Origin of the sequence: Kitasatospora sp. NPDC059795, assembly GCF_042732175.1 — a bacterium.
In the GTDB taxonomy this organism is placed as follows: domain Bacteria; phylum Actinomycetota; class Actinomycetes; order Streptomycetales; family Streptomycetaceae; genus Kitasatospora.
Genome location: NZ_JBHWID010000003.1, coordinates 79,641 through 93,366, shown reverse-complemented (window position 1 = coordinate 93,366; position 13,726 = coordinate 79,641). Strand labels below are relative to the sequence as shown.

15 protein-coding genes are annotated in these 13,726 nt (G+C 74.3%); 10 read left to right on the top strand and 5 right to left on the bottom strand.

Features of this window, described 5'->3' with window-relative positions; all coding sequences use genetic code 11:
• Positions 1-8: 8 nt before the first annotated feature.
• Together ACFV4P_RS07550 and ACFV4P_RS07545 are read right to left on the bottom strand one after the other, a co-directional pair.
• Positions 9-635: a TetR/AcrR family transcriptional regulator gene (locus ACFV4P_RS07550; protein WP_380468333.1), complete on the bottom strand. Its 627-nt coding sequence runs from the start codon at positions 633-635 to the stop codon at positions 9-11.
• Positions 636-715: 80 nt separating this feature from the next.
• Positions 716-1,654, bottom strand: a complete 939-nt coding sequence (locus ACFV4P_RS07545) for an acyl-CoA thioesterase (protein ID WP_380468331.1) — start codon at positions 1,652-1,654, stop codon at positions 716-718.
• Positions 1,655-1,822: 168 nt separating this feature from the next.
• On the opposite strand from ACFV4P_RS07545, the gene ACFV4P_RS07540 reads away from it, so the two are divergent.
• Entirely contained in the window at positions 1,823-2,356 is a 534-nt protein-coding gene (locus tag ACFV4P_RS07540) for a TetR/AcrR family transcriptional regulator (RefSeq protein ID WP_380468329.1), read from the top strand.
• A gap of 41 nt (positions 2,357-2,397) precedes the next feature.
• Positions 2,398-2,751 (top strand): hypothetical protein, encoded by a 354-nt coding sequence (locus ACFV4P_RS07535; RefSeq protein ID WP_073808846.1) that lies wholly within the window; start codon positions 2,398-2,400, stop codon positions 2,749-2,751.
• A gap of 6 nt (positions 2,752-2,757) precedes the next feature.
• Here ACFV4P_RS07535 and ACFV4P_RS07530 read toward each other — a convergent pair whose 3' ends face one another.
• From ACFV4P_RS07530 to ACFV4P_RS07520, 3 genes are all read right to left on the bottom strand, one after another.
• The gene (locus tag ACFV4P_RS07530) at positions 2,758-4,185 is read right to left on the bottom strand and encodes an MBL fold metallo-hydrolase (RefSeq protein WP_380468327.1); all 1,428 of its coding nucleotides are present in this window, start codon (positions 4,183-4,185) and stop codon (positions 2,758-2,760) included.
• 259 nt (positions 4,186-4,444) lie between these two features.
• Positions 4,445-4,915 carry a MaoC family dehydratase gene (locus ACFV4P_RS07525; protein WP_380468325.1) on the bottom strand — a complete coding sequence of 157 codons (471 nt, stop codon included), beginning with the start codon at positions 4,913-4,915 and terminating at the stop codon, positions 4,445-4,447.
• A 167-nt stretch (positions 4,916-5,082) separates the two neighbouring features.
• Complete coding sequence (locus tag ACFV4P_RS07520) at positions 5,083-5,502, bottom strand: pyridoxamine 5'-phosphate oxidase family protein (RefSeq protein WP_380468323.1); 420 nt, start codon at positions 5,500-5,502, stop codon at positions 5,083-5,085.
• Between the two features lie 164 nt (positions 5,503-5,666).
• Between ACFV4P_RS07520 and ACFV4P_RS07515 the strand changes: the two genes are divergently transcribed.
• The 8 genes from ACFV4P_RS07515 (at position 5,667) to ACFV4P_RS07480 (ending at position 13,716) form a co-directional block, all read left to right on the top strand.
• Complete coding sequence (locus ACFV4P_RS07515; RefSeq protein ID WP_380468321.1) at positions 5,667-6,503, top strand: hypothetical protein; 837 nt, start codon at positions 5,667-5,669, stop codon at positions 6,501-6,503.
• A gap of 142 nt (positions 6,504-6,645) precedes the next feature.
• Positions 6,646-7,275 carry a hypothetical protein gene (locus ACFV4P_RS07510; RefSeq protein WP_380468319.1) on the top strand — a complete coding sequence of 210 codons (630 nt, stop codon included), beginning with the start codon at positions 6,646-6,648 and terminating at the stop codon, positions 7,273-7,275.
• The gene (locus ACFV4P_RS07505; RefSeq protein WP_380468317.1) at positions 7,269-8,189 is read left to right on the top strand and encodes a hypothetical protein; all 921 of its coding nucleotides are present in this window, start codon (positions 7,269-7,271) and stop codon (positions 8,187-8,189) included. The genes ACFV4P_RS07510 and ACFV4P_RS07505 overlap by 7 nt, the downstream gene beginning before the upstream one ends.
• 87 nt (positions 8,190-8,276) lie before the next feature.
• Positions 8,277-8,909, top strand: coding sequence for an SAF domain-containing protein (locus ACFV4P_RS07500; RefSeq protein WP_380468315.1), 633 nt, complete (start codon positions 8,277-8,279; stop codon positions 8,907-8,909).
• Complete coding sequence (locus tag ACFV4P_RS07495; RefSeq protein WP_380468313.1) at positions 8,909-10,279, top strand: hypothetical protein; 1,371 nt, start codon at positions 8,909-8,911, stop codon at positions 10,277-10,279. Before ACFV4P_RS07500 ends, ACFV4P_RS07495 begins: the two co-directional genes overlap by 1 nt.
• Positions 10,269-11,852 (top strand): CpaF family protein, encoded by a 1,584-nt coding sequence (locus tag ACFV4P_RS07490; protein WP_380468311.1) that lies wholly within the window; start codon positions 10,269-10,271, stop codon positions 11,850-11,852. The genes ACFV4P_RS07495 and ACFV4P_RS07490 overlap by 11 nt, the downstream gene beginning before the upstream one ends.
• Positions 11,852-12,832: a type II secretion system F family protein gene (locus ACFV4P_RS07485; RefSeq protein ID WP_380468309.1), complete on the top strand. Its 981-nt coding sequence runs from the start codon at positions 11,852-11,854 to the stop codon at positions 12,830-12,832. Before ACFV4P_RS07490 ends, ACFV4P_RS07485 begins: the two co-directional genes overlap by 1 nt.
• Positions 12,829-13,716: a type II secretion system F family protein gene (locus tag ACFV4P_RS07480; RefSeq protein WP_073808833.1), complete on the top strand. Its 888-nt coding sequence runs from the start codon at positions 12,829-12,831 to the stop codon at positions 13,714-13,716. Before ACFV4P_RS07485 ends, ACFV4P_RS07480 begins: the two co-directional genes overlap by 4 nt.
• The last annotated feature ends 10 nt before the right edge of the window (positions 13,717-13,726 follow it).

Here is a 13,726-nt window from a genome sequence, read left to right as displayed (position 1 = left end):
GCCGGGCGTCAGGGCATCGGCGCCGGCGGCTCGTACGGGCCCAGCACCAGCCGGACCATCTCCTCCAGCCGGGTGCGGGCGTCGTCCAGGGTGGACCGGCCGGTCACCCAGGCCGTCAACTCGCCCTGCCAGGCGTGCCCCACCATGTGCCGCACCAACTCCCCGGACGCCGACGGCACCTCCGCCAGCACCGCGCCCAGCGCCGCCCGGTCCGCCCGCGCCAGCCCCTGGAGGGCCTCGCTGGCGAACGGGTCGGTGGACGTCGCCACCGCCACCCGCAGCCGGGCCAGTTCGGGCTGCCGCTGGTACGCCCGCATGCCCCGGCGCACGAACCGCACCGCCCGCTCGGTCGGCGAGGCACTGCGCCCCGCCCCCACCTCGCCCACCAGATCGGCGAGCAGCAGCCGGTGCCAGTCCGCCATCGCCGCGGCCAGCAGATGATCCTTGGAGGAGAAGTACCGGTAGGCGGTACCCAGGGCCACTCCCGAACGCTCCGACACCTGCTTCATCTGGAGCCGCTCCACGCCGATCTCGGTCACCAGAGCCAGGGCGGCGGACAGGAGGGAGCCGCGGCGTTCGAGCTGACGGGGGGACATCGCCTCCACCGGACGAGGTGACAGGTCAACCTTGGTCACCCGAACCATGATACGGGGCAGCCCCGCGCCGCGGTATGACGCGACAGGTCACCGGTCAGTGACGGTCACGAACGGTGTGCTCAGGGCGACTTCGGCGCGGCCGGCGGTTTCGGCCGCAGCTCGCGCAGCAGCGTCTCCTGCACCGCCGACGCCACCAGCGCCCCGTCCCGGTCGTAGAACTCGCCCATCGCCAGCCCCCGGCCGTCCGACGCGGACGGGCTGCGCTGCGCGAACAGCAGCCACTCGTCGGCGCGGAACGGGCGGTGGAACCACATCGCGTGGTCCAGCGAGGCCAGCGCCACCCGCGACTGGGCCACCCGGTGCACCCGGTGCGGCTGAAGGTGCAGCGCGGTGGTCGAGGCCAACGTCAGGTCGGAGAGGTAGGTCAGCGCGCACACCTGTAGCAGCGGGTCGTCCGCCGGCAGCCGGGCGTCCGTCCTCAGCCAGACGAACTGCTGCGGGACGCCCGGCAGTTCGGGCGGCAGGCCCGGGGCGTCGGCCGGGACGAAACGCATCCGCAGGGCGCGGAAGATCGCCGACTGCCGGTACTCCTCCGGGGCGTCGCGCTGCCAGGCGACATACGGGTCCGGCAGCTCCTCCGGGCCCGGCACCGGCGGCATGGTGCGCTGGCGGTCGCCCGAGGACTCCGGGCGCTTGAACGACGCCGACATGGTGAAGATCACCTCGCCGCGCTGGACCGCCGTCACCCGCCGGGTCGCGTACGCATTCCCGTCCCGGGCCCGATCCACCTGGTAGACGATCGGCCGGCGCGGATCTCCCGGCCGCAGGAAGTAGCCGTGCAGGCTGTGCACCCGCCGGGCCTCCTCCACCGTCCGGCCCGCCGAGGTCAGCGCCTGCGCCGCCACCTGCCCGCCGAACGCCCGCAGCGGCGCACCCGCGTGACAGACGCCACGGAACAGGTTCTCGTCCAGCTCCTCGATGGCGAGCAGCTCGCCGAAGGAGGGCAGGGCAGGGGCGGTAATCGGCGGCAGGGAGGCGGGTGCGGTCACGCGGCACATGCTAGAACACGTTGCAGTGCCGGGCGGGTGTGGAACGGGTCACGTCGGCTGTCGGCGGCGGTCGCCGCCGGCGGTGGCGGCGGGCGGGGCGTCGTCCGGGAACACGGCGGCGGGGTTTTGGAACGGTCGTTCTTGACTGGTCGTTCTCGAATCCGTAGGGTCGTGGTCATGGGAAGACCACGCGCCTTCGACGAGGCCGAGGCCGTTCGGGCTGCCGCTGCGCTGTTCGCGGAGCGGGGGTACGACGGGACGTCGGTCGATGATCTGGTGCAGGGCCTCGGGGTGCACCGGGGCAGTCTGTACAAGGTGTTCGGCAGCAAGCGGGGGCTGTATCTCGCCGCGCTGCGGCACCACTTGGACGACGAGGTGCTGCCGACCGTGGCGGCGCTGACCGTCACCAGCGGGCCGGCCGAGGCGCTCGCGCAGGCGGCGGCCGGGTTCGACGGCGGGACGTCGGGCGGGCTGCTGCTGTCCGCGGCGGTCGGACAGGCGGCGACCGATCCGGACGTCGCGGCGCTGGTCGCCGAGGCGCTGGGCGCACTGGAGCGGGCGCTCGCGACGGTGCTCCGGGAGCCCGTCGGCAGCCCGCTGGTCGAGGCGCTCGGTGCGAGCGTCCTCGGACTGCGGCTGCGCGACCGGGCGTTCGGCCCCGAGACGTCCGCGCCGGCCGTGCTCGCACTGGCCGCCCGGCTGGCCGGCTGACCGGCCGTCACACACACAAGCACAAGGGAGGGTTCACCGACATGGCTCGACTGACTGTCGACAACGGAACGCTGGTCGTGGAGATCGAGGGCCTGGACAAGCTCTGGGCGATCAAGAGCCGGATCGAGATACCGCTGGCCAACGTCCGCGGCGCGACCGCCGATCCGGGCGTCGCCTCGGAGCCCAAGGGGATCAGGGTGGGCGGCACCCAGTGGCCCGGGCTGATCACCGCCGGCCGGTTCCGCCGCCACGGCGAGCTGGTGTTCTGGGACGTGAAGAACCCGGCGAAGGCCGTGGTGATCGAACTCGCGGACGAGCGCTACGCCCGGGTGATCGTCGAGGTGGAGGACCCGCGGGCCGCAGTGGCCCTGGTGGAGGGCGCACTGCGGCACTGACGGCCGTCAGCGCTGCGGGACTTCGCCGTCCTGGCCGGGTGACCGCTCGGCCGGGGCGGCGACGTTCGGCCGGGCGGCTCCCGGCTCGCTGCCCGGCCCGGCGCCCGGCTTGGCGACGTCGGGCCCGGCGGCGGCGTCCGGTCCGGCCGCGGCCGGCGGGGCGTCCGGGCGGGGCGGGGCGCCGGTGAGGGCGGCGGGGGTGTCGGGGACGGCGGTGGTGGGCGGGTTGAGCGCCTCGGGGACGAGGACGTCCGCGCCGGCGGGGGTGGCCGCGACGGCGCGCCACCAGAGTTTGACGGGCGGCGGGTCGGCCGGTTCGAAGGGCTTGCCGGGACGGGGCATCGCGAGCGTGACGCCGGCCGCGTTCGCGGCGGCGACCGTCCGTTCGGCGGGCTCCTCCCACGGGTGCGGGGCGAGGTCGAAGGTGCCCCAGTGCATCGGGAGCATCACCTTCCCGCCCAGGTCGCGGTGGGCCTGCACGGCCTCCTCGGGCGTCAGGTGGACCTGCGGCCAGTGCTCGGAGTACGCGCCGACCTGCATCATGGTGGCGTCGAACGCCCCGAAGCGGCGGCCGATGTCGGTGAAGCCCGGGAACCAGCCGGTGTCGCCGCTGTGGAACAGCCGGTGGCGTCTGCCCTCGACCACCCAGGACGACCAGAGGAACTTGCCGGTGGGCCGAGGTCCGCGCGAGCAGTAGTGGCGGGCGGGGGTGGCCGTCAGCCGCAGGCCGTCGAGTTCGACGGACTCCCACCAGTCGAGGTCGACGATCCGGTACGGCTCGACGCCCCAGTGCTCCAGGTGCGCGCCGATGCCCAGCGGCACCGCGAACACCGCGTCGCCGGCGGCCAGCGTGCGGACGGTGGCCATGTCCAGGTGGTCGTAGTGGTCGTGGGAGATCACCACGACGTCCACCGGCCCGAGTTCGGCCAGTGGCAGCGGCACCGGGTGCAGCCGCTTCGGGCCGATCCAGCCGAACGGCGAGACGCGCTCGCTCCACACCGGGTCGAACAGCACCCGCACGCCGTCCAGTTCGGCCAGCACGGTGGCGTGCCCGAGCCAGGTCAGCCGCAGCCCGGACTCGGGCGGGGCGGCCAACTCGACCGGCAGCAGCCGGTGCACGGGCACCGCGGCGGCGGGGGAGCGGCGGTCGCCGTCCGCGGCCAGCCGGGTGCGCATCAGCGCCAGCGGGGTGTACCCGTACGCGAGGGGGCGGGTCGGCACCGGGTTGCGGAACGAACCGTCCACGAAATGCGGCGAGTTGAGCACCTTGTTCCAGCGGCCGCCGCGCGGGTCGGCGCCGAACGCGTCGGTGCGCATCCGGTGCCAGCTCTCCCGCGGCAGCGTCCGGTACGAGCGCTTCGCGTCGCGCAGCGCGAGCCCGGCCTCGGCGGCCAACTCACCGGCGCGGAACAGCCAGGAGACAGGACGGGACAAGGCACCTCCACGGTCGAACGCCCGAACGGTGGCGTGCCGGGACCGCGGGACGCGGGGAGCGCCCCGCACGGGTCGACGGCAGGCCGGACGGCGCCGTCCGAACAGCCGGGGGGCTCCCGGTACGGACAGCGCATTTCAAACCCGGACATTACCTGCCAAATATCCAAGATCAGTCGAACGGGCTCGCGGCGCGCCGTTCGAACCAACGCGAACGGACCGCCCCGGAAACCCGGGACGGTCCGTGCGGAGGAGGAGGAGGTCAGGCGGCCGGATCGGCGGCCGGGTAGAAGCGGGTGATGGCCTCGGCGACGCAGTGCGGCTTGGCGCTCGCCTCGCTGGAGATGGTGAAGCGGACCACCGCCTGCACCCCGCCCGGCACCTCGTCGGCCGACAGCAGCACCGCCGTCGCCCGCACCGGCGTGCCCACCGGCAGCGGGGCCGGGAAACGGACCTTGTCCGAGCCGTAGTTGAGGGCCATCGCGATGCCCGCCACGTCGTAGCACTCCTTCGCCAGCACCGGCAGCAGCGACAGCGTCAGGTAGCCGTGCGCGATCGTCCCGCCGAACGGCGAGTCCTTGGCGCGCTCCGGGTCGACGTGGATCCACTGGTGGTCGCCGGTCGCCTCGGCGAACAGGTTCACCCGCTCCTGGTCGACGGTGTGCCACTGGCTGGTACCGAGTTCGGCACCGACCGCGGCGGTCAGGTCGGCGAGCGAGGCGAAGGTCGTCACGGGGCGCTCCACAGGTGCGACGGGGCAGGGGACGGCCCGGCGGGCCGCCCCGCAGAGTATGCCTACTCGCCGGTCACCTGTCAGCGGCGTCCCGTCGGAACGCGGTATCCGGCGGCGGGACGCGGTATCCGGCGGTGGGACGCGGTATCCGACGGCGGAACGGGGGGTCAGAGCGAGGCGTCGGGCATCAGGCGGCGGCCGGAGACCAGCTCCGGGGTGATCGCCACGTACTCCGGGCCCGGCTCCGGGATCCACGGACGCAGGCCGTCCTCCTCCAGCGCGGCCCGCTCCTCGGCGTCGCGCACCACCTCGGCCCGCCCGTGCACCAGCACGCTCCAGCCGCAGCGGCCCGCCGGGTCGAAATCGTCCACCTGGAACGCCGCCACCGTCCCGTCCAGCGCCCGCGCCACCCGGGTGCCGGTGCGCAGCGCCAGGATCAGCCGCCCGTCCGCGGCCAGCCGGAACGCCACCGGCAGCACCGCCGGCAGCGCGTGCTCGGTGTACACCACACGCCCCAGCGGCACGGCGCCGAGCAGGCGCAGGCACTCGGCCTCGCTCAGGGTCTCCACCCGGTCGTCTCGGTCCATGAGGTCGATGGTGCCCCGCCCGACCTGCGGCCGAACAGGGCCCATGGTCCCTGAGCTGGGGCTCATCGGGCCGAATTCGGCGCGCGGCGGCACCGCTCGGCGATACCTTGGCTGCGGCCGCGGCACCAGTGGCCCGGCGCGGCAGGCAGAGGGGGCGGTACACGGTGAGCGGTGGCATCGAACTGGTGGTGATCGGCGCGGACGGCGGCCCCGAACGCGGCCACGGCGGCTCCGCCCGCGTCGCCGACGGCGCCCGCACGCTCGCCGCGGCCCTGCCCGGCCGCACCTTCGACGCCGGCACCCGGGGCAGCAACGTGACCGTGCCGCCCGCCGGCGGCGACGCCAACGTCCTGCTCACCGCGCTGCGCGAGGCCGCCGCCCGTCCCGCCCGGTGGCTGGTGGTGTGTCTGCTCGGCCAGCTGATCGCCGACCCGCGCGGCCGCCGGGTCGCGCTGGTCACCGCGGGCTCGACCCCCGACAACGCCTACCGGCGCGGCCTCGCCTGGGACTGGATCACCAGCGCCATGGTCCACGGCGAGCAGGAGGAGACCCTGCTGATCGTCGACGCCGTCGCCGACCGCGACACCTGGACGGCGCTGCTGCGCGAGGACGGCGCGGGCGAACTGCTCACCCACTCCCGGGTGCCGCTGTGGGGCCGGATCGGCCGCTGGAACGCGGGCCGGCGGGGGCGCGACGGCGTCCTGCCCGGCGCGGAGGGCTCGTTCAGCTGGGCGCTCGGCCGGGTGCTGGAGCACGGCGTGCCCGGCGCGCCCGCCGCCGTCGGACCGCTCGACCTGCAGCCCGCCGTCGAGGGCCAACTCGGCTGGGGCGAACCGGCCGCGGCCGGCGAGGCCAGACTCCTGGTGCCGCGTGACGGCGGGAGACTCCTGATGCGCAATCGGGCCGCCGTGCGGGGAGCACTCGCCGGACTGCCGCTTTCCGATGAACTTTTGGCAGTTCTGTGGCGAGAAAGCACCCCAACCGATCCGCCTTCCGCGTAAGGTCAGGACGCCCCGGGTGTTGCCGTACCGGGGCGGGTTGGCGAAGAATCGACCTCCGAGCGACCCGGAATCACCACAGGGGACGGCAGACGAGATCCGCGGTCCGGACCCGCCACAGGTTCGGCCGCGACAAGGTGGGGCTATGCGGCAGCGCGGAACTCTGGTGCGCCCTAAGGCGGTTGGGATCAGCGGGCTGCTTCTGCCATTCCTCCTCACCGCCCTGACGGCATGCGGCGCGACCGAAAAAGGCTCCGCCGACCGCCTCGGCACCCCCGCCTCCGGACTTCCCCGCGCGAGCGCCGGCCCCACCGGGAACGACGACCCGCAACGCAGCCCCGTCCCCGACCAGGGCACCCAAGGACTGGACGCGCACAACGCGGTGACGTCCTATCAGTCCTGGTGGGACGTCCGCGCCGAGGTGTTCCAGCGATCGAATTCGGACGGAACCTCGCTCAACCAGTACGCCACCGGAAACGCGCTCGGCGAAGCCCTGCTTTCGCTCAACCGCCTGCACGACGCCAAACTCGTGATGACCGGCCGCCCGAAGACCTCGCCGCTCCTCAAAAGCCTTGACCTGAACGCGAAACCGCCCGTCGCGACCGTCGAGGACTGCCTCGACGTCACCGACTGGCACCAGGTGGACGCCACCACCCACGAGATCAAGGACCCGCCCCAGCGGCTGTCCCGCTATCCCGCGACCGCCGTCCTGAAGAAATACGGAAACCGCTGGCTGATCGCCGACTTCACCCGTGAGGTGACCAAGACATGCTGAACTCCGCCCGGCGCGCCGCCCTCTGTGTACTGACCGGAATCGGATTGACGGCCGGCGCCGTTCCGTCCGCGAGCGCCGACGTCGTCGGCCCCTGCGGCGACACCACCATCTGCGCGGGCCACAGCTGGACCGCCACCGCGCAGCCTCCCGGCTCCGGGGGCGGCGGCGGGGGCGGTGACTCCGGCTCCGACGCGTGCAGTTGGAACGGGGAGACGGTGCCCTGCTGGCGCGACGACCTCGGCTGGTTCTCCGAGGGCTGCTACTACCGGCTGGCCAGCCCGCAGCCGCTGGAGTCCGAGGACGTCTGGGACGGCAAGACCAGTAAGGACGGCGCGATCTACGACCGGGCCTGCCTCGGCAACGAGGCGCCCGGCGCGGTGTTCCTGTCCAGCCCGCCCGCCGGCATGCGGCCCCGGACGCCCCGGCAGCTGGCCTTCGACGCCCTCGGCAAGATCGAGATCGGCCTGCGCGAACTGCACGTCGCCCCGAAGACCGACGCCGTGGTCGGCTCCCCGGTGTGGCTCTGGTTCGACCCCGCGAGGGACTTCACCGGCCCGCTCAGCGGCACCGTCCACGCCCCCGACTACGACGTCACCACCACCGTCACCCTCAAGCAGGTCATCTGGCACGTGGACGACGGCCCGGCGGGCCAGGGCCGCGTCACCGACGTCGTCTGCGACGACGCCGGAACGCCGTTCACCGCAGGCGGCACGCCCAGTTGCAGCCACACCTTCACCGCCAGCTCCGCGAAGATGAACGACCACGCCTACACCGTGACCGTCAGCCTGCTGTGGCGGGTCACCGCCCACACCTCGACCAACGTCGACATCAACATGGCGGACTTCACCTGGCGCACCGACCTCGACAAGCCGGTCCTGCGCATCCCGGTCAACGAGGTCCAGGTGCTGAACTGACCGGCCGGCGGCCGGAGATCCGGCCGCCGCACCCGAACTGACGTTCCATCACGAGTGAGAGGCCGCGAAGCGGTGGAGAACCGAAGCATGCCGACCCCGCCGCGCCGCCTCGGGGCGCGTCGGCGCAGGCCCGCCGTGCTGGCCATGGCCGCCGCACTGATCGCCGCCGGCGGACTGGGCGGCGCCGTGCTGTACAACAGCAGCGGCCAGCGGATCGCCGTCCTGGCGCTGGCCCGCGACGTCCCGATGGGCCAGGTCATCGGCAACGACGACCTGGTGATCGCGCACATCGCCGGCGACCCCGCGCTGCACCCGCTGGACGCCCGCGACCTCGAACACACCGTCGGCCTGCGCGCCACCACCGACCTCAAGCGCGGCGCCCTGCTGGTCAAGTCCGACCTGACCAGCGACCCCGCCACCCAGCCCGGCCAGCAGATCGTCGGCCTCGCCGCCAAACGCTCCCAACTGCCCGCCACCCGGCTGCAACCCGGCCTCCAGGTGCTGGTCGTCTACACCCCCGACAGCACCAAGGCCGACGGCACCACCCGCACCCCCGAGACCATGGCCGCCACCGTCTCCGGCGTCGGCCGCACCGACACCGACGGCACCACCGTCGTCGACGTCGCCGTCGGCCCCACCGACGGGCCCCGACTCGCCGCCTGGGTGGCCGGCGGCAAGTTCCAGGTGATCCTCGCGCCCCGAAACGCCGGGGGCTCCTGATGACCGTGGTGGCCGTACTCGGCGGGCCGGGGGCGCCCGGGGCCACCAGCAGCGCCCTCGCCCTGCTGCTGTCCTGGCCGCTGCGCCCGGGCCGCCGGGTGCTGCTCGCCGAGTGCGACCCCGACGGCGGCGCGATCCTGGCCGGCGCCCTCGAAGGCCGCGTCGAAGCCGTCTACGGACTGCGCAACCTCGCCGTCGCCGACCGGCGCGGACTGCTCGCCCAGACCCTGTGGGAACAACTCCTCGACGTCTCCCCGCAGGGCACCGGCGAACGCCTGCTGCTGCCCGGACTCACCGACCCCACCCAGGCCCCCGGCCTCGCCTACACCTGGGAACCCCTGGTGGAGGCGCTGCGCGCGCTCGAACCCGACGGCTACGACGTCATCCTCGACCTCGGCCGCTCCGGCGCCAACGGCCCGATGGCCGTGCTCACCCGGCGCGCCGACGTGGTCGCCGCGACCGTCCGCACCACCCTGCGCGGACTCTCCGCCGCCCGGCCCCGGCTGGCCGCGCTCCGCGAGGACCTCGACACCAACGGCACCGGCGCCGACAGCCTCGGACTGCTGCTGGTCGCCGAAGGCCCCTACCCCGACCACGAGGTCTCCCGGCAGTTCCAACTCCCCGTCCTCGGCAGCCTCGCGCACGCCCCGCGCACCGCCCGGGTGCTCTCCGACGGCGGCGACACCACCGACCGGCGGTTCATCCGCTCCGAGCTGATGCGCACCGCACGGACCACCGCCGACCGCGTCCAGCAGCTCGCCGACGGCCGCCGCCGACGCCTCGGCCCGCAGACCCAGCCGGCCCCGCAGGCCCGGCAACTCCCGCCGCAGCAGCCCCGGCCGCACCAGGCGCCCGCCCCGCACCAGCCCGTGAACCAACAGGCCGTACCCTCGCAGCAGATGACGCAGCAACAGATGACGCCACCGCAGGCCACGCCGCCCGCAGCCCCGTTCGCGCCGCCGCCCCCGCCGTACCAGCAGCCGCCGCACGGGCAACAGCCGTTCGCCGCCGGGCCGGTGGGCGGACGGACGCCCCAGCCGTACCCGCCCCAGCCGCACCCTCCGCAGCCGTACCCGCCGCAGGACCGGCCCCAGCAGCCCTACCCGCCGCAGGCGTACCCGCAGCAGCCCGGGCCCGTCCCGCCGCCGCAGCAGGTGCACCGGCCGCAGCCCGGCGGGCAGTTCACCGGGGAGTGGCCGATCCGGGTGGACAGCCCGCCGCAGATCTCGTACACCGCGCCGTACATCGCGCCGCCCGTGGCGCCGCAGCCGCCCGCGCCCGCGCCGTTCCCCGCGCCGCTCCCCGGGCCGTTCCCCGGACAGGACGACGGGCCCGCCGACGGGACGGGGGAGGTGCACCGTGCGCGCTAACCCGTACCAGGGCCCGCCGCCGCCCGGCCCGTACGTCAACGGGCAGGTGGTGTACGGCGGTTCGCCGGACGCCGCCGGCCTGCCGTGGGCCGCGCCCGTGGTGCCCGCACCCGTCCCCGCCGGCCCGGTGGCGCCCGTGCCCGCCGCCGTGCCCGTGCCCGCGCTCGCGCTCGCCGCCGCCGGCGCGGCGCCCGCGATGGACACCCAGGTCGCCCGGGAGCTGAAGCGCCAGGTCGCCGCCGAACTGCACCAGCAGCTGTCCCGGCTGAACGAGGCGTCCGGCACCGAGGCCGACCGCGCCACCCGCCGCCAGCGCGGCCGCGCCCTGATCGAGGAGGCCGTCGCCCGCTGGTCCGACGCCTACGCGCAGACCCACGGCATCCCGCCCACCCGCGACCAGGACCGGGCCCTCGCCGAAGCCGTCTACGACCTGCTGTTCCGCGCCGGACGCCTCCAGCCCTACCTGGACGACCCGGAGATCGAGAACATCCTGATCAACGGCTGCGACGACGTCTGGGTCTCCCGCGTCCACCAGCCGCTGCGGCAGGTCCCGCCGGTCGCCGACTCCGACGAGGAACTGATCGAACTCCTCCAGGACCTCGCCCGCCAGCACGGCGGCGGCGAACGCAGCCTCTCCACCGCCAGCCCGATGCTCGCGCTGCGCCTGGAGGGCGGCATGCGGCTTCAGGCGATGACCGAGGTCACCCCCCGCCCGTACGTGGCGATCCGCCGCCACCGGGTGGCCAGCGCCAACCTCCGCGACCTCGTCCAACTCGGCACCGTGGACACCACCTTGGCCGCGTTCCTGGCCGCCGCCATCCGGGCCCGGAAGAACGTCATGATCACCGGCACCCAGGGCGTCGGCAAGACCAGCCTGCTGCGCGCGATGGCCGCCGAGATCCCCCCGGACGAGCGGATCGGCACCCTGGAGTCCGAGTTCGAACTGTGGCTGCACACCCTCGGCCACCTCCGCCAGGTCGTGCCCATGGAAGCCCGCGAGGGCAACGGCGAACGCGTCGACGGCCGCCTCGCCGGCGAGCTGACCATCGGCGAACTCATCCCCGCCGCACTGCGCATGACGCTGTCGCGGATCATCGTCGGCGAAGTCCGCTCCGGCGAGGTCGTGCCGATGCTGCGCGTCATGACCAACGGCGAGGGCGGCTCCATGTGCACCCTGCACGCCCGCGGCCCGCACATGGTCGTCGACCGGATCGCCGAACTCTGCCTCGAGTACGGCTCCCACATGACCGACAGCCTGGCCTACCGGCTCACCGCCAACGCCATCGACTTCATCGTGCACGTCACCATGGTCGACGAGACCGCCGTCGGCGGCCGCCGCCACCGCTTCGTCTCGCACGTCCTGGAAGTCGCCGGCCTCGGCGAATCCGGACGGCCCGCGATGAACACCGTCTTCGGGCCGCGCCCGGAACTCGGCGAGGTACGGGCCGTCCCCGTCACCCCGCCGCACAGCCTGGACGACCTGCGCCGGGCCGGCTTCGACGCAGGACTGCTCGCCTCCCCCTACGGGACCTGGGGCGCGCCGCTCAACCTGCGGATCGGGGGGATGCGCTGATGCTCCTGTACGTCCTGTGCGGACTGGCCGCCGCCGGCGGACTGGTGGCCCTGGTCACCGGCCTCGTCGGACGGCGCGACGACCCCGAGGAACGGGCCAACCCGCTCGAAGGGCGCCTGCACACCCTCTGGTACGGCGCGCCCGGCACCGCCTCGCCCGGCATCGCCCGACTGCGCCGCGTCCAACTCGCGCTCGCCCTGCTCGGCGGCCCCGCCGGCTGGCTGTTCACCGGCATCCCCCTGGTCGCCCTGCTGGTGCCCGCCGCCGTCTTCGGCCTGCCCTGGCTGTTCGACGCCACCCGCTCCGACACCCGCCGGATCGAACGCCTCGAAGCCCTCGCCGAATGGACCCAGCGCCTCGCCGACGTGCTGCTGCTCGGCGTCGGCCTCAACCAGGCCATCGTGACCAGCCGCCGCACCGCACCCGCCGCCCTGGAGACCGAGATCGCCGACCTCGCCGCCCGCCTGCAGGCCCGCTGGCGCCCGGAGGACGCGCTGCGCGCCTTCGCCGACCAACTCGCCGACGCCACCGCCGACAAGGTGCTCGCCGCCCTGCTGCTGCGGTCCGGCGACAGCGGCCCCGGCCTGGCCCGGGCGCTCGCCGACATGGCCGAGTCCGTCCGCGAGGAGGTCCGCCAGCGCCGCACCATCGAAGCCGACCGGGCCAAACACCGCACCACCATCCGCTGGATGGTCGGCATCATCCTGCTGGTGATCGTCCTCGGCTCGTTCAACTCCCGCTACACCGCGCCCTACACCACCGGCATCGGCCAACTCGTGCTCGGCGCCGTCGCGGTGGCGTTCGTGCTGGTGATCGCCTGGATGCGCTCGCTGGCCTCCTACACCCCGCTGCCGCGCATCCTCGAACAGGACCGGCGCTCCAAGGCCGGCCGGATGCCCGGACAGCGCACCGGCGAGGAGAACACCGCCGGGAGCGCCGCCGGCGACGACACCGACCCGCTGGTCAAGGGGGCCCGATGATCTCGCCCTGGGCCGTCCTCGCAGGCGCCGCCGCAGCCGGCGGCCTCGCCCTGCTGCTCGCCGAACTCCGCCCCGCCCCACCCGACCTGGGCCAGGCCCTGGACCGGCTGCACCGCACCCCCGAACCCCGCCGGGCCACCGCCGACGACCCCGCCGACCCCTGGTACGACCGGGTCGGCGAACGCTCCATGCGGCTGCCCGGCGTCCGCATCCCGCAGCAGGAACTCGCCCTGATCGGCCGCAGCCCCGCCCGGTTCATGGCCCACAAGGTGCTGTTCGCCGTCCTCGGACTCGCCCTGCCCAGCTGGTTCGCCGCCCTCGCCACGCTGTTCGGCGACGGACTGCCGCTCGCCGTCCCCGTGCTCGTCGGACCGCTGCTCGGCGCCCTGCTCTGGTTCGTCCCCGACGGCATCGTCAGCGGCGAGGCCAAGGAGGCCCGCACCGAATACCTGCACGGCATCGCCGCCTACCTGGAACTCGTCGCCCTGGAACGCGCCGCCGACTGCGGACCCGCCGAAGCCCTCCGCCGCGCCGCCGCCGCCGGCCGCGGCACCGTCTTCCGGCGGATCCGCGACGCCCTGGAACGCGCCGCCACCGACCGGCTCCCGCCCTGGGACGGACTCGACACCCTCGCCCAGGAGTTGGGCCTCACCCCGCTCCAGGACGTCGCCGACATCATGCGGATCTCCGGCGTCGACGGCGCCGCCGTCTACGACACCCTGCGCGCCCGCGCCAAGAGCCTGCGCAGCGAACTGCTCTCCGAGGAACTCGCCAAGGCCAACACCGACAGCGAACGGATGGTCGCCCCCGGCTCCGCCCTCACCCTGCTGATGACGGTCCTCATCGTCTTCCCCGCGCTCTACCAGATGCTGACCGTCCAATGACCCCGCCGAC

Excerpts from the sequence above, each read along its gene's own strand:
- ACFV4P_RS07545 (WP_380468331.1), bottom strand. The coding sequence starts at position 1,654 with ATGTGCCGCGTGACCGCACCCGCCTCCCTGCCGCCGATTACCGCCCCT.
- ACFV4P_RS07540 (WP_380468329.1), top strand. The coding sequence starts at position 1,823 with ATGGGAAGACCACGCGCCTTCGACGAGGCCGAGGCCGTTCGGGCTGCC.
- ACFV4P_RS07535 (WP_073808846.1), top strand. The coding sequence starts at position 2,398 with ATGGCTCGACTGACTGTCGACAACGGAACGCTGGTCGTGGAGATCGAG.
- ACFV4P_RS07520 (WP_380468323.1), bottom strand. The coding sequence starts at position 5,502 with ATGGACCGAGACGACCGGGTGGAGACCCTGAGCGAGGCCGAGTGCCTG.
- ACFV4P_RS07510 (WP_380468319.1), top strand. The coding sequence starts at position 6,646 with ATGCGGCAGCGCGGAACTCTGGTGCGCCCTAAGGCGGTTGGGATCAGC.
- ACFV4P_RS07505 (WP_380468317.1), top strand. The coding sequence starts at position 7,269 with ATGCTGAACTCCGCCCGGCGCGCCGCCCTCTGTGTACTGACCGGAATC.
- ACFV4P_RS07500 (WP_380468315.1), top strand. The coding sequence starts at position 8,277 with ATGCCGACCCCGCCGCGCCGCCTCGGGGCGCGTCGGCGCAGGCCCGCC.
- ACFV4P_RS07495 (WP_380468313.1), top strand. The coding sequence starts at position 8,909 with ATGACCGTGGTGGCCGTACTCGGCGGGCCGGGGGCGCCCGGGGCCACC.
- ACFV4P_RS07485 (WP_380468309.1), top strand. The coding sequence starts at position 11,852 with ATGCTCCTGTACGTCCTGTGCGGACTGGCCGCCGCCGGCGGACTGGTG.
- ACFV4P_RS07480 (WP_073808833.1), top strand. The coding sequence starts at position 12,829 with ATGATCTCGCCCTGGGCCGTCCTCGCAGGCGCCGCCGCAGCCGGCGGC.